20 protein-coding genes and 1 tRNA gene are annotated in these 17,858 nt (G+C 72.7%); 6 read left to right on the top strand and 15 right to left on the bottom strand.

Features of this window, described 5'->3' with window-relative positions; translation table 11 throughout:
* Positions 1-141: 141 nt before the first annotated feature.
* From GTY47_RS27225 to GTY47_RS27195, 8 genes are all read right to left on the bottom strand, one after another.
* On the bottom strand, positions 142-1,047 hold the full coding sequence (locus GTY47_RS27225) for an RNA polymerase sigma factor SigF (protein ID WP_010045122.1): 906 nt from the start codon (positions 1,045-1,047) through the stop codon (positions 142-144).
* A gap of 290 nt (positions 1,048-1,337) precedes the next feature.
* Positions 1,338-2,204: an RNA polymerase sigma factor SigF gene (locus GTY47_RS27220; protein WP_173937271.1), complete on the bottom strand. Its 867-nt coding sequence runs from the start codon at positions 2,202-2,204 to the stop codon at positions 1,338-1,340.
* A gap of 179 nt (positions 2,205-2,383) precedes the next feature.
* Positions 2,384-2,677: a Dabb family protein gene (locus GTY47_RS27215; protein ID WP_010045118.1), complete on the bottom strand. Its 294-nt coding sequence runs from the start codon at positions 2,675-2,677 to the stop codon at positions 2,384-2,386.
* On the bottom strand, positions 2,677-2,853 hold the full coding sequence (locus GTY47_RS40440) for a hypothetical protein (protein WP_010045116.1): 177 nt from the start codon (positions 2,851-2,853) through the stop codon (positions 2,677-2,679). The genes GTY47_RS27215 and GTY47_RS40440 overlap by 1 nt, the downstream gene beginning before the upstream one ends.
* 83 nt (positions 2,854-2,936) lie before the next feature.
* A tRNA-Ser gene (locus GTY47_RS27210) sits at positions 2,937-3,021 on the bottom strand.
* Positions 3,022-3,065: 44 nt separating this feature from the next.
* Positions 3,066-3,497 carry a tRNA adenosine(34) deaminase TadA gene (gene tadA, locus GTY47_RS27205; protein ID WP_010045115.1) on the bottom strand — a complete coding sequence of 144 codons (432 nt, stop codon included), beginning with the start codon at positions 3,495-3,497 and terminating at the stop codon, positions 3,066-3,068.
* 566 nt (positions 3,498-4,063) lie between these two features.
* Complete coding sequence (locus GTY47_RS27200; protein WP_010045113.1) at positions 4,064-4,600, bottom strand: hypothetical protein; 537 nt, start codon at positions 4,598-4,600, stop codon at positions 4,064-4,066.
* 275 nt (positions 4,601-4,875) lie between these two features.
* Positions 4,876-5,205 carry a hypothetical protein gene (locus tag GTY47_RS27195; RefSeq protein ID WP_202458714.1) on the bottom strand — a complete coding sequence of 110 codons (330 nt, stop codon included), beginning with the start codon at positions 5,203-5,205 and terminating at the stop codon, positions 4,876-4,878.
* A 132-nt stretch (positions 5,206-5,337) separates the two neighbouring features.
* On the opposite strand from GTY47_RS27195, the gene upp reads away from it, so the two are divergent.
* Positions 5,338-5,973 carry a uracil phosphoribosyltransferase gene (upp, locus tag GTY47_RS27190; protein WP_010045108.1) on the top strand — a complete coding sequence of 212 codons (636 nt, stop codon included), beginning with the start codon at positions 5,338-5,340 and terminating at the stop codon, positions 5,971-5,973.
* A 20-nt stretch (positions 5,974-5,993) separates the two neighbouring features.
* Here upp and GTY47_RS27185 read toward each other — a convergent pair whose 3' ends face one another.
* Together GTY47_RS27185 and GTY47_RS27180 are read right to left on the bottom strand one after the other, a co-directional pair.
* Positions 5,994-6,611 carry a LytR C-terminal domain-containing protein gene (locus tag GTY47_RS27185; protein WP_010045106.1) on the bottom strand — a complete coding sequence of 206 codons (618 nt, stop codon included), beginning with the start codon at positions 6,609-6,611 and terminating at the stop codon, positions 5,994-5,996.
* Between the two features lie 121 nt (positions 6,612-6,732).
* Positions 6,733-7,029, bottom strand: a complete 297-nt coding sequence (locus tag GTY47_RS27180) for a type II toxin-antitoxin system VapB family antitoxin (protein WP_003991361.1) — start codon at positions 7,027-7,029, stop codon at positions 6,733-6,735.
* Positions 7,030-7,135: 106 nt separating this feature from the next.
* On the opposite strand from GTY47_RS27180, the gene GTY47_RS27175 reads away from it, so the two are divergent.
* Positions 7,136-8,737, top strand: a complete 1,602-nt coding sequence (locus GTY47_RS27175; RefSeq protein ID WP_010045104.1) for a helicase HerA-like domain-containing protein — start codon at positions 7,136-7,138, stop codon at positions 8,735-8,737.
* Between the two features lie 50 nt (positions 8,738-8,787).
* Here the strand turns inward: GTY47_RS27175 and GTY47_RS40435 are convergent, their stop codons facing one another.
* From GTY47_RS40435 to GTY47_RS27160, 4 genes are all read right to left on the bottom strand, one after another.
* On the bottom strand, positions 8,788-8,943 hold the full coding sequence (locus GTY47_RS40435; protein WP_173937272.1) for a hypothetical protein: 156 nt from the start codon (positions 8,941-8,943) through the stop codon (positions 8,788-8,790).
* Positions 8,944-9,002: 59 nt separating this feature from the next.
* A complete protein-coding gene (locus GTY47_RS27170; RefSeq protein ID WP_029181539.1) occupies positions 9,003-9,341 on the bottom strand; it encodes a hypothetical protein in 339 nt (112 codons plus the stop codon).
* A gap of 974 nt (positions 9,342-10,315) precedes the next feature.
* A complete protein-coding gene (locus GTY47_RS27165) occupies positions 10,316-10,909 on the bottom strand; it encodes an HhH-GPD-type base excision DNA repair protein (RefSeq protein WP_010045101.1) in 594 nt (197 codons plus the stop codon).
* A 58-nt stretch (positions 10,910-10,967) separates the two neighbouring features.
* The gene (locus GTY47_RS27160; RefSeq protein WP_010045100.1) at positions 10,968-11,690 is read right to left on the bottom strand and encodes a siderophore-interacting protein; all 723 of its coding nucleotides are present in this window, start codon (positions 11,688-11,690) and stop codon (positions 10,968-10,970) included.
* Positions 11,691-11,770: 80 nt separating this feature from the next.
* Here GTY47_RS27160 and GTY47_RS27155 point away from each other — a divergent pair, with 80 nt between their 5' ends.
* From GTY47_RS27155 to GTY47_RS27140, 4 genes are all read left to right on the top strand, one after another.
* A complete protein-coding gene (locus GTY47_RS27155; RefSeq protein WP_010045099.1) occupies positions 11,771-13,864 on the top strand; it encodes a penicillin acylase family protein in 2,094 nt (697 codons plus the stop codon).
* Positions 13,857-14,465 carry a GNAT family N-acetyltransferase gene (locus tag GTY47_RS27150; RefSeq protein WP_010045096.1) on the top strand — a complete coding sequence of 203 codons (609 nt, stop codon included), beginning with the start codon at positions 13,857-13,859 and terminating at the stop codon, positions 14,463-14,465. The genes GTY47_RS27155 and GTY47_RS27150 overlap by 8 nt, the downstream gene beginning before the upstream one ends.
* On the top strand, positions 14,462-14,938 hold the full coding sequence (locus tag GTY47_RS27145) for a cupin domain-containing protein (RefSeq protein WP_010045095.1): 477 nt from the start codon (positions 14,462-14,464) through the stop codon (positions 14,936-14,938). The genes GTY47_RS27150 and GTY47_RS27145 overlap by 4 nt, the downstream gene beginning before the upstream one ends.
* A gap of 124 nt (positions 14,939-15,062) precedes the next feature.
* Positions 15,063-16,931, top strand: a complete 1,869-nt coding sequence (locus tag GTY47_RS27140; RefSeq protein ID WP_010045094.1) for a copper resistance protein CopC — start codon at positions 15,063-15,065, stop codon at positions 16,929-16,931.
* Here the strand turns inward: GTY47_RS27140 and GTY47_RS27135 are convergent.
* On the bottom strand, positions 16,831-17,796 hold the full coding sequence (locus GTY47_RS27135; protein WP_010045092.1) for a DUF72 domain-containing protein: 966 nt from the start codon (positions 17,794-17,796) through the stop codon (positions 16,831-16,833). The genes GTY47_RS27140 and GTY47_RS27135 overlap by 101 nt on opposite strands.
* Positions 17,797-17,858 lie beyond the last annotated feature (62 nt).

Genomic DNA, 17,858 nt, shown 5'->3' with positions numbered 1-17,858 from the left:
TAGGGTCCCATCGCGCCGTTCCGAGACGGACACCCCCGGCGCGCAGGCGCGACACAAGCCCCCACACAGCCGCGCAGGCCGCCGCAGGCACCCGTCCACCGGCCGCAACCGGCGATCAGGTGCCTGCGGCGGGCGGCGCGCTCAGTCCGAGATGAGGCCTTCCCGCAGCTGCGCCAGTGTCCTCGTCAGCAGGCGGGACACGTGCATCTGCGAGATGCCGACCTCCTCGCCGATCTGCGACTGGGTCATGTTCGCGAAGAACCGCAGCATGATGATCCGCCGCTCACGAGGCGGCAGTTTGGCCAGCAGCGGCTTCAGCGACTCCCGGTACTCGACGCCCTCCAGGGCGCTGTCCTCGTACCCCAGCCGATCCGCCAGCGAGCCCTCGCCACCGTCGTCCTCAGGCGCCGGGGAGTCCAGCGAGGACGCCGTGTACGCGTTCCCCACCGCCAGCCCGTCGACGACGTCCTCCTCGGACACCCCGAGCACGGACGCGAGTTCGGTGACCGTCGGCGAGCGGTCCAGCTTCTGCGAGAGCTCGTCACTGGCCTTCGTCAGGGCCAGCCGCAGCTCCTGAAGCCGGCGCGGCACCCGCACCGACCACGACGTGTCGCGGAAGAACCGCTTGATCTCACCCACGACGGTCGGCATCGCGAACGTCGGGAACTCGACGCCCCGTTCGCAGTCGAACCGGTCGATCGCCTTGATCAACCCGATCGTGCCGACCTGGACGATGTCCTCCATCGGCTCGTTGCGGGAGCGGAAGCGCGCCGCCGCGTACCGCACCAGCGGCAGGTTGAGCTCGATCAGCGTGTCACGGACGTACGCACGCTCGGGGCTGTCCTCGTCGAGCGCGGCCAGCCGCAGGAACAGGGAGCGGGACAGGGTGCGGGTGTCGATGGCCCCCGTGGCCGGAAGCGCCGGGGCGGGCTCGGTCGCGAGCTCGGCCGGAACGTCGTCGATGGGGCCGAGTGAGTCGAGAGCATGGGGAGCTGTGTCGCTCTCCGCGAGCGTGAGCACCTTCGAGCTGCCCTGTTCTGCGGACATGCCACCCCCTTTGGGTCGCGGGACGGTCGCGGCGAACGCCCCCGTCTGAGGAACGCAGCCTTCACCTGAATACCGGAGCCGAAGCCCCGGCAAACGCGCTTCCCGCAGAATGTCACATGTCGGCAACACGCTGTAGTGACATGTCGACATCTGAGACGCGAATCCGCCCTGCAAGCAAGGGGTCTGACGCCTTTTCGGCCCGCAACTGTCGGGAACCGCCCTGATGAGCGATTCGCTCGCCAGGGTTATCACTCGCAACTGTTTGCGGTTACGCCCTGAGGGGGCTCACGCTACGCGTCGATCCGGTTCGCCGACCGCAACCGCTGGAAGCTACGCGCGAGTAGCCGCGAGACATGCATCTGCGAGACGCCGAGTTCCGCACTGATCTGAGACTGCGTGAGATTGCTGTAGTACCGCAGCAGCAGGATCCGCTGCTCCCTTTCCGGCAGTTGTACGAGCAGGTGCCGTACGAGGTCCCGGTGCTCCACCCCGTCCAGCGCGGGGTCCTCGTAACCGAGCCGGTCCAGCAGCCCCGGCATGCCGTCGCCCTCCTGCGCGGCCTCCAGCGAGGTCGCGTGATACGACCGCCCGGCCTCGATGCAGGACAGCACCTCGTCCTCGGTGATGCGCAGCCGCTCGGCGATCTCGGCGGTGGTCGGGGTGCGCCCGAACGCGGTCGTGAGGTCCTCGGTCGCGCTGTTGACCTGTACCCACAGCTCGTGCAGCCGGCGCGGCACATGGACCGTACGGACGTTGTCGCGGAAGTAGCGCTTGATCTCGCCGACCACCGTCGGCATCGCGAACGTCGGGAACTGCACGCCCCGGTCCGGGTCGAAGCGGTCGATGGCGTTGATGAGCCCGATGGTGCCGACCTGGACGACGTCCTCCATCGGCTCGTTGCGGGAGCGGAAACGGGCGGCCGCGTAGCGCACGAGCGGGAGATTGGCCTCGATGAGCGCCCCGCGCACCCGGTCGTGCTCCGGCGTCCCCGGCTGGAGCTCCTTGAGCTGAGCGAACAGGACCTGTGTGAGGGCTCGGGTGTCGGCGCCGCGGCTCCGCTGGGGAGCCGGCTCCGAGGACGGTGCCTGAGGTGCCGTATTGGCCAGCACGGTCAACTCCACCTCGTCATCCGTCAACCCGTCCGTCAACTCTTCCATCAAAAGCGGTCATAGCATCACAAGAAATGTGCACTGTGTGCAAGCACCCCATAACTACGTGTTGAGGGATGAAATGCCGCAAACGCGGCGCACCGCCATCGGTCGGCAACGGGTCCGGCAACGGGGACGACAACGTAAGAGCCCCCCGTCGAAACGACGGGGGGCTCGAAGCGGCGGGCTCAGAACTCGTAGTCGGCGATCACCCATGTGGCGAACTCGCGCCACAGCGCGACACCCGCCTGGTGGTCGGGATGCTCCACGTACCGGCGCAGCGCGTCCCTGTCGTCGAAGGCCGAGTTGATGGCGAAGTCATGGGCGATGGGACGGTCGCTGACGTTCCAGCCGAGCTCCCAGAAGCGGATCTCGGGGATCGTGCCGTCGAGGGCGCGGAAGGCCTCGACGCCCTTCACGACCCGCGGGTCGTCGCGCTCGACGCCCTCGTTCAGCTTGAAGAGGACCAGGTGGCGGATCATCACTTTCCTCCGTTGGCGACCCACGTGGCGAAGTCGCCGAGGGCCCGGGCGGCGTCCGATATGCCCTGGAACCCTATCTGGACGTAGTCCGCGGCCTTGGCCGGGTCCGTGATGATCACGTACAGCGCGAAGACCACGAGGACGTAGACGGCGACCTTCTTCGCGTTCACCGCCATCGCGGCCTCCCCTGTCACTGGTGTCCCATGCAGCGCACATGATCGCACGAAGGGCCCCGTCTGACGACGGGGCCCTTCTCCAGCGGTAGCGGAGGGATTTGAACCCTCGGTGACTTGCGCCACACTCGCTTTCGAGGCGAGCTCCTTCGGCCGCTCGGACACGCTACCGAGGGAGACCTTACAGCAAGGTGCGGCGTGCTTTGAAATCGGTATCAGCGGCCGCGGAAGAACTCGGTGAGGATCCGGGCGCACTCCTCGGCGAGCACGCCCTCGATCACCTCGGGCCGGTGATTGAGCCGTCGGTCGCGGACGAGGTCCCAGAGGGAGCCGGCCGCTCCGGCCTTCTCGTCGCGGGCGCCGTAGACGAGCCGGTCGACACGGGACTGCTGGATCGCGCCCGCGCACATCGTGCAGGGCTCCAGCGTCACCACGAGGGTGCAGCCGGCGAGCCGCCACCGGCCGAGTGCGGCCGCGGCCCGCCGGAGGGCGAGGACCTCAGCGTGGGCCGTCGGGTCACCGCCGGCCTCGCGCTCGTTGTGCCCGGCCGCGAGCACGGTGGTGCCGTCCGGGGCCAGTACGACGGCACCGACGGGGACGTCCCCGCCCCGGACGGCCTCACCGGCTTCGCCCAGGGCGAGCCACATCGCGGACCGCCAGGGGTCCCGTACCGGATCCGTCGGCCCTGGCGGTCCCGGAGGGTCCGCCGGTCCCGTTGGTCCCGGCGGCTCTGGCGGTCCCGGAGGTCGCGGCAGGCCCGGAGGCTGCGCCGGTCCCGGAGGTCCCGGAGGTTCCGGTGATCCCGGTGACTCCGTCGGTCCCGGAGGTCCCGGAGGTTCCGGTGATCCCGGTGACTCCGTCGGTCCCGGAGGTCCCGGAGGTGGTGATCCCGGTGACTCCGTCGGTCCCGGAGGTCCCGGAGGTTCCGGTGATCCCGGTGACTCCCTCGGTCCCGGAGGTCCCGAATGTGCCCGAGATCCCAGCGACTCCGCCGGTCCCGGAGGTCGCGGGAGGCCCGGAGGCTCCATCGGTCCCGTCGGTCCCGAAGGTTCCGGCGATCCCGGCGACTTCCCTCGTCCCGGCAGCTCCGGAGGTCCCGGCAGCTCCGGAGGTCCCGGCAGCTCCGGAGGTCCCGGCAGCTCCGGAGGTCCCGGCAGCTCCGGAGGTTCCGGAGGTTCCGGAGGTTCCGGTGGTCCCGGGGTGGTGCGAGCGGTCAGCGGACGGTCTCCAGGGTCTCCGAGGCGCCGAGGGCCTCGGCGATCTCCGTGACGGCGTCCGTCGCCAGCGAGCGCAGCTCCTTCTCGCTCACGCCGAGGTCGTCCAGGATCTGGGCGTCGCCGACCGGGCCGTGCGGCACGGCCTCGCCGGCTCCGGCGACCGCGTCGCCGTCGTCGGCCTCGTCGTCGTCGGACTCACCGTCCTCGGTGCCGTCGAGGTCGAGGGCGTCCAGGTCGTCCCCGTCGTCCGGATCGCGTCCGAGCAGCTCGTCGGTGAGCAGGATCTCGCCGTAGCTGCTGCGGGCAGCGGCGGCGGCGTCCGAGACGTAGATACGAGGGTCGTCCTCGCCGTCCACGCGGACGACGCCGAACCAGGCGTCCTCCTGCTCGATGAGCACGAGCACCGTGTCCTCGTCGGGGGAGGCTTCACGGGCCAGGTCGGCCAGATCCGACAGGGTTTCCACATCGTCGAGCTCTGTGTCGCTCGCTTCCCACCCGTCTTCGGTGCGCGCGAGCAGTGCGGCGAAGTACACCGTGACTCTCCCACTGGTCATAGGCGTGCCGGTTGGGGGTCCCCCCGGCGGAGGTTGCGGGCGGGGAGTGCTCGTCCGAGCCCCACCCACTCGGAATCGTGGCAGAAACAAGGCGTTCAGGGGACGTCTTCGGCTCCCTGTGTCCGGCAGTTTTGATCGCACGCTCGTTGCCGCCACCTGCGGATCGTACGCGGCTTTCCCCCGCTCCACGCACGGCCACCTCGACAACGTCCGCGTGGTTCGTGATCTTCCCCGGGGGTTTCCTCACCCGTTTCCTACCAGCGGAACGTGCGCATGCGCATCGCGTGCCGCAGCCGGGCCGTCTTGGCGCGGCGCGGCTGCACACGGTCGCGCAGCTCCCGTGCCTCGGCCAGATCGCGCAGGAACCGGGCGCGCCGCCGCCGGCGCTCGGCGTCGGACTCGTCGACCCCGTCGGCCCCGCCCCACGGGCCAGTCGCGCCATTGGCGTCGGCCTGCTCGGGCTGGACGGCCCGGGCGGTCTCGCCGGTCCTGCCGGCCCCGCCGGTCGCGGTCTGGTACGTCCCCGCGGCCGTCGCGGGCCGTGCGCGCGGCGACGGATCGTCTCGGGAATCCCGGTCGGGCATCAGGCTCACCACCCCCAGTCCGTCCTTCCCACTTTCCCCCGGACGGGCGGTTTGACGCCAGCGAACGGGTGACGGGCGTGCGGCGGGCTTGCCGTGCCGCCGGGGTCGGCGGGCCCGGTTACTGTTGTCGACATGCGTCTCCACGTCGTCGACCACCCCCTGGTCGCCCACAAGCTCACCACGCTGCGCGACCAGCGCACCGACTCCGCGACCTTCCGCCGTCTGGCCGACGAGCTGGTCACCCTGCTCGCCTACGAGGCCACGCGCGACGTGCGCACCGAACAGGTCGACATCCAGACGCCGGTGGCCACGACCACGGGCGTCAAGCTGTCCCACCCGAGGCCGCTGGTGGTGCCGATCCTGCGGGCCGGGCTCGGCATGCTGGACGGCATGGTCCGGCTGCTGCCGACCGCCGAGGTGGGCTTCCTCGGCATGATCCGCAACGAGGAGACGCTCCAGGCCTCCACGTACGCCACGCGCATGCCGGAGGACCTGTCGGGCCGTCAGGTGTACGTCCTGGATCCGATGCTCGCCACCGGCGGCACGCTGGTCGCGGCGATCCAGGAGCTGATCCGGCGCGGCGCCGACGACGTGACCGCCGTGGTGCTGCTGGCCGCGCCGGAGGGCGTCGAGGTCATGGAGCGCGAGCTGGCGGGCACCCCGGTGACGGTCGTGACCGCGTCGGTCGACGAGCGCCTGAACGAGCACGGCTACATCGTGCCGGGCCTCGGCGACGCGGGGGACCGGATGTACGGGGCGGCCGAGTAGGCCGTTCGGAGCTGCTCTGCTCAGCAGCCCTTCTTCGACGACGGCGCCGGCTCGGGCCTGGCCAGCTTGGTCAGGGCCCGGTCGGCGTCCGGCTTCTTCGCCAGCTCCGTGAAGGCGTCGCCGATGACGAGGTCGAGAGCGGCGCCCTTGCGGGCCGCGTCGGTACGCCGTTCGGCGTCCGGGAGCTGGGTGCCGAGCACCGGCAGCGAGGTGTCGAGGGCGGCGGCGGGGCCGAGCAGCACGCCGGGGCCCTTGACCTTCTTGTCGTACTGCTTCGTCGCGTTGCCCACGTCGCCGATCTTGAAGCCGCGCTTCTTCAGCTCGTCGGCGGTCTTCTTCGCCAGGCCGCTGCGGGTGGTGGCGTTGAACACGTTGACCGTGATCGTGCGGGGTTCGGGCAGGGCCTTGGTGCTGGGCGAGGGGCTCGCCTTGGTCTCGGCGGCACAGTCCGTCCCGCCGCCTACCGCCGAGGCCGATCTGCCGCCGCCGGTGAAGACGTCGACGAGCTGCAACGTGCCCCAGCCGCCCACGCCGAGCACGGCGGCGGAGGCGACGGCCAGGACGACGAGCCTGCCGCGCCGCCGGGGCCGGCGCATCCGCGGGTACTTGTTTCCCTTGATGCGGTATTCGCCGCCCATGCCGGGGGGAGTCAGCATGCTCATGAGCGCAGCGTAGTGCGCCTGGGCGACGATGCCTACTAGATGATCATTCGACGTCGCCCAGCAGAACCCGAAAGGGCCAACCCGTGACCTGCGGGGGTCAGTCGAGTTCGAGCACGCGCGCGTGCAGCACCTGGCGCTGCTGGAGCGCCGCCCGCACCGCGCGGTGCAGGCCGTCCTCCAGGTACAGGTCGCCCTGCCACTTCACGACGTGCGCGAAGAGGTCGCCGTAGAACGTCGAGTCCTCGGCGAGGAGCGTCTCGAGATCGAGCTGCTGCTTGGTCGTCACGAGCTGATCGAGGCGGACCGGGCGCGGCGCGACGTCCGCCCACTGCCGGGTGCTGTCCCGGCCGTGGTCGGGGTACGGCCGGCCGTTTCCGATGCGCTTGAAGATCACACGGAAAGCCTACCGGGCAGGACCTTCCGGGCGCAGCCGTGGCGACGGAGTGCGACGCTGAAAAAAACCCCACAAGGCGGTACGAACCGGGAACAGGGGCGTGAATATGCCGGATCGCGAGACCATGCCGCCGACCGCTGCGCCCGAGGTGTCCGCCCGCGCCGCCGCCCTTCCCCAGGAGGCCCTGCGGATCGCCTCCGGCTACGCCTTCTCCGGCCCGGCGCTGCATCTGGGCGCCCTGCTGTGGGACGGGCAGTGCCTGCCGGACGCGCAGATCCGGGTGCCGCTGGCGATGCTCAACCGCCATGGTCTGGTCGCGGGCGCCACCGGCAGCGGCAAGACCAAGACGCTCCAGCTGGTCGCCGAGCAGCTGTCCGCCCAGGGCGTGCCCGTCTTCCTCGCCGACATCAAGGGCGATCTCTCCGGGATCGCCGCGCCGGGCCGCCCGGACGCCCGGGTCGAGGTCCGGGCCGGGGATGTCAACCAGACGTGGACCGCGACCGGCTTCCCCGCCGAGTACTACGCACTCGGCGGCATCGGCCAGGGCATCCCGGTCCGGGCGACGGTCACCGGCTTCGGCCCGGTGCTGCTGGCCAAGGTGCTGCGGCTGAACCGGACCCAGGAGCAGTCCCTCGCGCTGATCTTCCACTACGCCGACAGCAAGGGCCTGGAGCTGGTCGACCTCAAGGACCTCAGGGCGGTCGTGACCTTCCTGACCTCGGACGAGGGCAGGCAGGAGCTGAAGACGATCGGCGGTCTCTCGGCGGCCACGGCCGGGGTGATCCTGCGGTCCCTGACGGCCTTCGAGGCGCAGGGCGCGTCGGGGTTCTTCGGCGAGCCGGAGTTCGACACGGCCGAGTTGCTGCGGACGGCGCAGGACGGGCGCGGCGTGGTCTCCGTGCTGGAGCTGAGCGCCGTGCAGGACCGGCCGCAGTTGTTCTCGACCTTCCTGATGTGGCTGCTCGCCGACCTCTTCCACGATCTGCCCGAGGTCGGCGACGTCGACAAGCCCCGGCTGGTCTTCTTCCTCGACGAGGCGCACCTGCTCTTCGACGACGCCTCCGAGGCGTTCCTGGAGTCGATCACACAGACCGTGCGCCTGATTCGCTCGAAAGGGGTCGGCGTCTTCTTCGTGACGCAGACCCCGAAGGACGTACCCGCAGACGTCCTCGCGCAGCTCGGCAACCGCGTCCAGCACGCGTTGCGCGCCTTCACGCCCGACGACCAGAAGGCCCTGAACGCCACGGTGAAGACCTTCCCGAAGTCGCCCTACGACCTGGAGGAGGTCCTGACCGGCCTGGGGACGGGCGAGGCGGTGGTGACGGTGCTGAGCGAGAAGGGGGCGCCCACCCCTGTCGCCGCGACCCGGTTGCGGGCGCCCGAGTCCCTGATGGGGCCGGTGGGGAAGGAGGCGCTGGACCGGCCGGTAGAGGGGTCGCCGCTGTACGAGCGGTACGCACGGGCCGTGGACCGGGAGTCGGCGTACGAGCGGCTGGGGGGTGGCCGGGGGGCGAAGGGGCCCGACGAGATGCGGGACGCCGCCGCGCCGGAACGGCGTGCGCAGGAGGGGCCGTCCGTGGTGGAGCAGGTCGTCGGGAGCGGCGTGTTCAAGTCGCTGGCCCGGTCCGTGGGGACGCAGATCGGCCGGGAGATCACACGGTCGCTGTTCGGGACGGCCCGGCGTCCGGGGCGGCGGAGGCGTCGCTAGTCCGTCGCCTCCGTCGCCTCCGTCGCCCCCGCCGCCACGGCGGCCTCGGATCAGCCGCGTTCCCTGTCCTTCGGGGGCTGCTGTCGCTGCTGTCGCTCCCGTGTCTCCGGCCTGGGCTGGGGGTGGGGCCGGGGCGGCTTGGGCGCGTTGCGGACGGCCTCGGCGCGCAGGAGGGCGCGCAGGACCGCGTAGGGGTCTTCGAGCATGGCTGTGTTCCTCGTTCCGTCTTGCTGCGTACGGGCTGATGGACCGGTGTCCGGTCCCGTCAGCAGCGCAGGACCTCGGAACGCAGGGGACGAGGGTCGTGACGCGGGCCCGACGGCACGGGCGCGGCATGCGGAGTGCCGTGTGCGGGCCCGGGGCCCGGGAGAGGGGCGGAGCGCAGGGGGACGGCGGTGCGCCGCGTGCCCCGGGCCGGTGGGCGGGGGGCGGTGTCGACGACATCGCACTCGACGGCCGTGCTCTCCCCGGAGACGATGGCCGTCGGCCCTGCGTGCGCCTCGGCGTGCGCGCCGGGCACGAGCAGGGCGAGCAGCAGGACGAGCACCCGGGCACATGTGTTCCGGCGGGTGCCGCGACGGGCCGGCTGCGGTGCGGCGTTCACGGGAGGTGGTTCCCCGTCATCGGTACGCCGTGCATCCCACCGGCTGCGAGTTCCGCTCGCTCGGCGTACGACGCCCCGGGATGCGCAGGGCTGTGACGTGGGGCTCCAAGCCCAGGGGCGGGCCGGGCACGTGACCGGGAGGGGCCGCGGTCCGGTCCCCAGGGGGAGCCGCTCGGTGGCTCGGTCATGATCCATGCTCGGCCCGACCGCGCGGAGCCCGCCACCTGGGACGGACCGGACGGCTGATGCCTGCGGGCTGGGCGGGTGTGGGGCGGACGCTTGCTGGCCGGGCGGAGCACGGGGCTGGCGCCCGCTGCTGCGGCCAGCCCTCGTGGCTGGCGCCTGCGGCTTGGAATGGGCTGCCTGGCTGACGCCCCCGCTTGGGCGCGTGTGTGGCGGGCGCATGCCGACTGGCCCCGGTCATGGGGCTGGCTCCCGCCGTTGGGACCGGGTCGTGTGGCCGGCGCTCGGGGGTTGGGCTGTGCCGTGCGGCCGGCGCCTGCGGCTTGGACGCGTGTGTGGCTTGGGCTTGCAGGCTGGGCCTGGTCACCCGGCTGACGACCGTCGTCGGAGGTGCGCCGCCGCGCGGTAGATGTCCGGCTTGGGTGTGCCTGTGGTTGGCGTCCGTCGTGGGCGTCCGGTCACTCCGGCGGGGGCTCGCTGTTCGGGGTGGGCCCGGGTGGTTGGTGCCTGCCGGTGGGGCCAGTCCGGGTGGCTGTTGTCCGTGGCTGGGTGTGCCTGTGGTTGGCGTCCGTCGTCGGTGGTGCAGTCCGGCGGGCGCTGGCTGTTCGGGGTTGGCCGGGTGGTTGGCGCCTGCGGCTCGGGTCGGGTGGCCGGTGCCCGTCGTTGAGGACGCGCCTGTGGCTGGCGCCAGTTGCTTGGGCGGGCCGCGGGTGCTGGTGCCCTCGGCTCGGGTCGGGCCGCGGGGCCGGCGCACCGCCGGGGCCGTGGCTGGGTCCGGCCCCGGCCGTGCGCTACTTGCCCGTCGTCTTCGCGGCCTTGGCTGCCGCCTTCATTTCCTGCTTGTGTGCTCGTACCTTCGCCAGTGACTCGGGGCCGGTGATGTCGGCGACCGAGCGGAAGGACTTCGGCTCGCCGTAGGAGCCCGCCGCCTCTCGCCAGCCCGTCGGCTGCACCCCGAGTTGCTTGCCGAGCAGGGCGAGGAAGATCTGGGCCTTCTGCTTGCCGAACCCGGGCAGCTCGGCCAGCCGCTTCAGCAGTTCCTTGCCGGTGGCGGCGTCCTTCCAGACGGACTCGGCGTCACCGTCGTAGTGCTCGACGAGGTACTGGCACAGCTGCTGGATCCGCTTGGCCATGGAACCGGGGTAGCGGTGCACCGCCGGTTTCCGGGAGAGCAGCGCGGCGAAGGCCTCGGGGTCGTGCACGGCGATCTCGTGCGCGTCCAGGTCGTCCGCGCCGAGCCGCTGGGCGATGGTCGCCGGACCCTTGAACGCCCACTCCATCGGGATCTGCTGGTCCAGCAGCATGCCGATCAGCGCGGCGAGCGGACTGCGCCCGAGCAGCGCGTCGGCCTCGGGGTCCTGGGCGAGGTGAAGAGTGACGTCCATGACCCGATCATCCCCCGGCCCGGTCCCGACCGCGTCCGGAGACCGGCCCGCCCGGTACCTACGTGGCCCGCCAGTACCCCAGCGCGTGTACCCGCTGCTTGGGCAGGCCCAGTTCCCTGCGGACGTAGGCCGACAGGGCGCGAGTCGTCGCCGTGTCGCAGGCGATCCAGACGTACGGGTCGGACGTGCCCTGGAGCAGGCCGGGCAGGTCCGCCTTCACCTGCTCGACCAGGTGCGCGCCGGAGTCCTTGCGCGGCACCTTGCGTAGCTCGTGCCGGGCCGGGTCGGTGCGGAACGGCAGCTCGTCGTCGCCGCCCTCGAACCACACGGTGGCCGGGGCGGAACCGAGCGCGTCCAGCAGGGAGTTGATGGCCGGCAGCGAGGCCGGGTCGCCGACGGCGAAGACGTGCGAGGGGCCGGGTTCCGGGCGTTCGAAGCCGGTGCCCTGGACCGTCGCCTCGATGGTGTCGCCCGGCTTCGCCGCCCTGGCCCAGTCGCTGGCGCAGCCCTCGTGCAGGGCGAACTCCAGGCTGAACGTCCCGGCCGCCGGGTCCGGGTCGACCAGGGTGTAGGCCCGCTGGTGGGGCTTGCCCGCGTTGTCGAACCACAGGCGGACCCACATGGTCGGGTGCACACCGGTCGCCACGAGCAGACCGCCGTCGGTGAAGCGCAGCCGCCGGTAGTCGGGGGTGACGTCCTCCGCGTCGGTCACGGTGCACACGAAATCCTTCGCGCGCAGCAGCCTGAGGACCGCGCCCTCCCAACCCCGCCCCTGCCCCATCCGGTATTCACCCTTCGCGTACGATTTCCGCCACAGTTCTGACTTAGGCAAGGCTAACCTAAAGGAAAGTGGGGCACAGCGTGGCCACCGAGATCCATCGCGACGCCTGGGGCATTCCGCATCTGCGCGCGGGCAGCGCGGCCGAACTCGCCCACGCCCAGGGCCTCGTCACCGCCCGCGACCGGGCCTGGCAGCTGGAGATCGAGCGGCACCGGGCCCAGGGCACCTCGGCGTCCTTCCTCGGCGAGACCGCCCTGGCCTGGGACCGGTTCGCCAGACGCGCCAGACTCGACGACACCGCCAGACGCTGTTTCGCGGACCTGGAGAGACGGGACCCGGAGACGGCGGACTGGCTGCGGGCGTACGTCGACGGGGTCAACGCCGGACTGGCGGCCGGCGCCGACGCGGCCCCCGAGTTCGCCCGCACCGGCCTCACCCCCGGCCCCTGGCACCCCTGGACCCCGCTCGCCGTCTGGCTCGCCACCCACATCCTCTTCGCGGGGTTCCCGGCCAAGCTCTGGCGTGAGCAGGTCGCGGCCCACCTGGGCGCGGACGCCGTCAACCTGTTCGCCACCGACGGCCCCGCCACCTCCGGCAGCAACGGCTGGCTGGTGAGCGGCGAGCGGACCGTCACCGGGCAGGCGGTCATCGCCGGCGACCCCCACCGCTGGATCGAGGACCCGGGCGTCTACCAGCAGATCCACCTGTCCTGCCCGGAGTTCGACGTCGTCGGCCTGGCCGTCCCCGGCGTCCCCGGCATCGCCCACTTCGGGCACACCGGCACGGTCGCCTGGGCCATCACCAACGCCATGGCCGACTACCAGGACCTGTACCGGGAGCGGCTGCGGCGCACCGGCGCCGGGGTGGAGGCCCTCGGCCCGGACGGGGTCTGGCACCGGGCGGCCCGGCACACGGAGGTCGTCGAGGTGGCGGGCGAGGAGCCGGTCGAGGTCGAGGTGATCGAGACCGACCGGGGCCCGGTGGTCATCGGCGGTCCCGAGGGGCTCGACGGCGACCCGGCCGATGCCTCCGGCGCACCCGTGGCGATCAGCCTGCGCTACCCGCCCCGCGTCACCGGCGACCTGGGCTTCGGCGCCCTGCTGCCGCTGCTGCGGGCCCGCCGGGTCGCCGATGTGGACCGGGCGTTCGACCGGTGGGCCGAGCCGGTCAACGTCGTCCAGGCCGCCGACACCGAGGGCGGTGTCCTGCACCGCGTCGCCGGGCGGGTGCCGCTGCGCGCCGAGGCCGCCCGCCTGCGCCTGGTGCCCGCCTGGGAGCCCGGCCACGCGTGGCAGGGCTGGCAGGAGATGCCCCGCGCCGGGCTCGTCGACGGCGTCGCCGTCATGGCCAACCAGCGCGGCCCGGCCGAACCCCTCGGCGTCGAGTTCGCCCCGCCGCACCGGGCCGACCGCATCACCACGCTGCTCGCCGGGCAGGAGCGCTGGTCCGCAGCCGACATGCCCGCGATCCACACGGACACCCACCTCGCCTCCGCGTCCCCCCTCCTGGACCACCTCCGGGCCCTCGACGCCCTCACCCCCGAGGCCTCCGCCCTGCGCGACCGCCTCCTCGGCTGGAACCGCCGCATGGACGCCGACAGCGCCGACGCGGCCCTCTACTCGGCCGTGCGCGGCGCGGTCGTACGGCGGCTGGCGGCGCACCCCGCCTTCGCCGCACTCGCCACACCGCCGGCGTACCCGGAGGTGTTCCAGCCCTGGCTCGCCCTCCTCCCCCGCGTGGGCTTCGCCCTCGAACACCTGCTGCGGGCCGAGGAGCTGTACGGAATCGACCGCCCGTCGGCCGTCCGCGCGGCGGTCGAGGAGGTGGCCGCCCGGCCACCCGCCGGTGTCTGGGGCGACACCCACCGGCTCGCCCCCTGGCGGGCGCTGGAGCCGGAGACGCCGTACGACGAACCGGGGCTGTCCGGCGACCACGACTGCGTGCTGTGCACCTCGGGCGTGCCGGGCCTCACCGACCGGGCAGCGCGTGGCCCGGCGGCCCGGTACGTGTGGGACCTGGCCCGGCGTGCGGACAGCCGCTGGGTCGTGCCGCTCGGCGCCTCGGGCGTCCCCGGCTCGGCCCACCACCGCGACCAGCTACCCCTGTGGCTCGCGGGCGACCTCGTCCCGGTCGTCACCGACTGGACCCTGCTGAAGAAGGAGACCGATGTCTGACCCGTACGCCTCCCGCGCGGCCGTCCACGAGCAGGTGACCGACGGCTTCGGCACCGTCCGTGTCCTGCCGCTGGACCCGGAGGCCGACGCCGGGACGGTCCACCGCTGGGTGAGCGAGGACCGGGCCGCCTTCTGGGGCATGACCGGCCTCACCGAGCGGCAGGTCGCCGAGGTCTACGCCCACATGGACACGCTCACCACCCACCACGCCTTCCTCGTCGTCCGCGACGGCGAGCCGGTCGCCCTCCTGCAGACCTACGAGCCCGAGGCGGACCGCGTCGGCGAGTGCTACGACGTCCGCCCCGGCGACATCGGCGTCCACCTGCTGCTCGCCCCCGCCGGGCCGGGCGGCGCGCGCTCCGGCTGGACCGCGCACCTGGTGACCGCGATCGCCCGGTACGTCCTGCTCGGCCTGGACCGCCGGCGGGTCGTGGTCGACCCGGACGTCCGCAACGAGAAGGCGGTCACCCGTTTCCTCAAGCTGGGCTTCGCGGCGGGGCCGGTGGTCGTCCTGCCGGAGATCGACCTGCCGGACGTGTACCTGCCCGAGAAGAAGGCCCAGCTCGCCTTCCTCGACCGCGGGATACTCTTCCCCGGGTGACGCCCGACGACCTCATCGCCCACTACGGCCTCGAGCCGATCCCCCGCGAGGGCGGCCTGTTCCGCCAGACCTGGGCCGGTCCCGAACGCCCCGACGGCAGACCGGAGGGCACGGCGATCGTCGCGCTCCTCACGGCGGAGGACTTCTCCGCCCTCCACCGCCTGCCGACCGACGAGATCTGGCACTTCTACCGGGGCGATCCCCTGGAGCTCCTGCTCCTCGCCCCGGACGGCGGCACGCGGACGGTGGTGTTGGGACCGGACGTCCTCGGCGGCCAGCACGTCCAGTTCACGGTCCCGGCGGGCACGTGGATGGGCGGCAGGGTCCGCGAGGGCGGCTCGTGGACCCTGTTCGGCTGCACGATGGCTCCCGGTTTCACGTTCCAGGGTTACGAGCACGGGGACGCGGCGGAGCTGACGGCGCGCTATCCGGGGGAGGCGGACAGGATCGCGGGGCTGTCCCGGCACTTCTAGGCACACCCCCCACCCGGTGAGCGCTGCACGTTTTCCGTCCGTACATAACCGGGAGCCGTACAGCCCGACCCCGGAGACCCACGTGGAGCGCAATGTCGGACACCCCCGGCGATTCCAAGCCCTGGTGCTGCTCGGCACCGTGCTGGTACTGCTCCTCGCAGGAGCAGCCCCCGCCTCGGCCCACGCGGCCCTCCGCACCACCGACCCCGACGACGGATCCGTCGTCCAGCGTGCCCCCCGCCACCTCACCCTGACCTTCACCGAGTCCGTCGGCCTCCTCGACGACTCCTTCCGGGTCTTCGGCCCGGACCAGCGCCGCGTGCACACCGGCGAGGCGCAGCACGCGGACGGCCGTTCCGACACGGCCAGGGTCGGACTGCCCGGGAAGCTCGCCCGGGGCACCTACACGGTGGCCTGGCGGGTGGTGTCCGCCGACAGCCACCCGGTCTCCGGGGCGTTCACCTTCTCCGTCGGCAAGCGGTCCGCGACGACCGCGCAGGTCGACACCGGCCCGGACGAGGATCCGCTGACCGGCGGCCTGTACGACGCCGCCCGCTATCTCGCCTACCTCGCCGCCGCGCTGCTCGTCGGCACGGTGGCGTTCGCGCTGCTGTGCCGGCCCGCGGACAGGTCCCCGCTGCGCAGACCGCTGGTGGCGGCCTGGTGGACCCTGCTCGGTTCGACGGTCGTCCTGCTGATGCTGCGCGCCCCGTACGAGACGGGCGCGGGCCCGGCCACGGCCTTCGACCTCTCCGCCCTCGAACGCACCCTGACCAGCCGCCCGGGCCTGGCCCTGCTCGCCAGGCTGGCCGTCCTCCTGCTGACCGCCGCCTTCCTGCTCCGGCTGCCCCGGCACCGCGACCGCCAGGAGCCCGTGATGCGGGCGGTGGGCGCGGCCCTGGCCGTCGCCCTGGCGCTGACCTGGGCCGCGGCCGAGCACGCCTCCGCCGGGATCCAGGTCCCGCTGGCGATGACGTCGTCCGTGCTGCACCTGGTGGCGACGGGCGTCTGGCTCGGCGGCCTCGTGGCGCTGCTCCTGACCCTGCGCCGGGCCTCCGTCGACGCCCTGACGGAGGTCGTGCCCCGCTTCTCCCGGATCGCCTTCACGTCGGTGACCGTCCTGGCCGTCACCGGCCTCTACCAGTCCTGGCGCGGCCTCGGCTCCCTCGGCGCGCTGACCGGCACGTCGTACGGCCGGCTGCTGCTCGCCAAACTGGTCGCGGTGACCGCGCTGTTGCTGGCGGCCGGGTACTCACGCCGGTGGACGGCCCGCCTCGCGGCACCGGCCGCCGCCGCCCGGACGGCCGTACCGGAACGGGTCCCGCAGCCGGTCGGCGTGGGCGCGCGGGCCCAGTCGGAAGGGCCGGGGGAGCCCGCGGCAGGGGCCGCGGAACCGGAGGAGACCAAGGAGACGGAGGAGAGGCAGGAACCGGAAGCGGCGGAGAAACCGGAGGGGCCGTCGGAGCCGGCTCCCGAGTCCGGCGACGCGGACACCCGGCGTCGCGGTCTGCGCCGCTCCGTCCTCGTCGAAGTCGCCGTCGCCGCCGTGGTGTTGCTGATCACGACACTGCTCACCGCCACACTGCCGGGCCGTGCGCAGGCCGAGGCCGCGCAGCGAACTCCGGCGGGCGCGCTGCCGCCCACGACCCTCACCACGGTGCCCTTCGACACGGGCGGAAGCACCGGCACCCTGTCCGGCCGCGGCACGGTGCAGGTCACCCTGGACCCGGCCCGCGTCGGTGAGAACGGCGTCCAGGCCGTGGTCTACGGCGCCGACAAGGGTCTGATCGTCGTCCCCGAGGTCCGCATCACCTTCACCCTCCCCTCCCGGAAGGTCGGCCCGATCGACGCCGGACTCACCGACGTCGGCGGCTACTGGAGCGCCAACTCCGTCAACCTGCCCCTCGCCGGGACCTGGACGATGAAGACGACCGTGCGGGTGTCGGACGTGGACCAGGTGACGGTCGAGAAGCAGGTGCGGATCGTGCCCTAGGCAGCCTCGCCGCCGGCGGGTCGCCGTCGAGGAGCCGGGTCATGCACTCGGCGGCACGGACGGCGGCATCGCCGCAGCAGTTGTTGAACAGGACGTGCACCTGTTCGGTCCGCTCGGCCAGCCGGCGCACGCGGGGCAGCCACTCGGCGAGTTCGTCCTCGCCGTACCCGTACCGGAACCGGTCCTCCTTGCTGCCGGTCCCCCAGGCGGTGCTGCGTCCGTGGAACCGTACGACGGACAGCCGGGGCGAGGTGACGGGCGTGACAGGTGGCATCGAGGAGGGCAGCGTCTGCGTCATGTCGACGGCGACCGCGGCCATGCCGTACCGGGTGAGCAGGGCGCACGTCGCCTCCGCTCGGCCCGGCTCCCACCACGAGGGGTGCCGGAACTCCACGGCGACGGGCCACCCGCGCGTCCGCTCGGCGCACTCGTGGAGGAACGCCTCCGCCCGCTCCCCGGGCCGGAACCACGGCGGGAACTGGAACAGCACGCTCCCGAGCCGCCCGGTCCGCCGCAGCGGCTCGATCCCGGCCACGAACCGCGCCCACACCTCGTCGAGCACGGCGGGGTCCCGGTGATCGGCGGGCAGCCCGGCCGGCATCGCCGCCTCCCTGGTGGGGTGCCCGGTCAGCAGCGAGAACGCCTTCACGTCGAACGCGAACCCGTCCGGTGTCCGCTCGGCCCACAGCCGGCTGTTCCGCTCGCTCGGCAGCGCGTAGTACGAGGCGTCGACCTCGACGACCGGGAACCGCTCGGCGTAGTGCCGTAACCGCCCCTCGGCGTCCCGCCGCCCCACCGGATACCAGCCGCTGCCGACCAGGGCCCGGTCCGTCCAGGAGCACGTGCCCACCAGGATCTCGCCCATGGGGGACCGGTTACCCGGGCCGGGCTGCGGCAGGCTCCCGGCCGGGCCTTGGCGGCACGGTA

It is taken from the genome of Streptomyces sp. SID5464, from assembly GCF_009862985.1.
Taxonomy (GTDB): domain Bacteria; phylum Actinomycetota; class Actinomycetes; order Streptomycetales; family Streptomycetaceae; genus Streptomyces; species Streptomyces chartreusis_D.
This window is presented reverse-complemented; position numbering and strand designations above follow the sequence as displayed.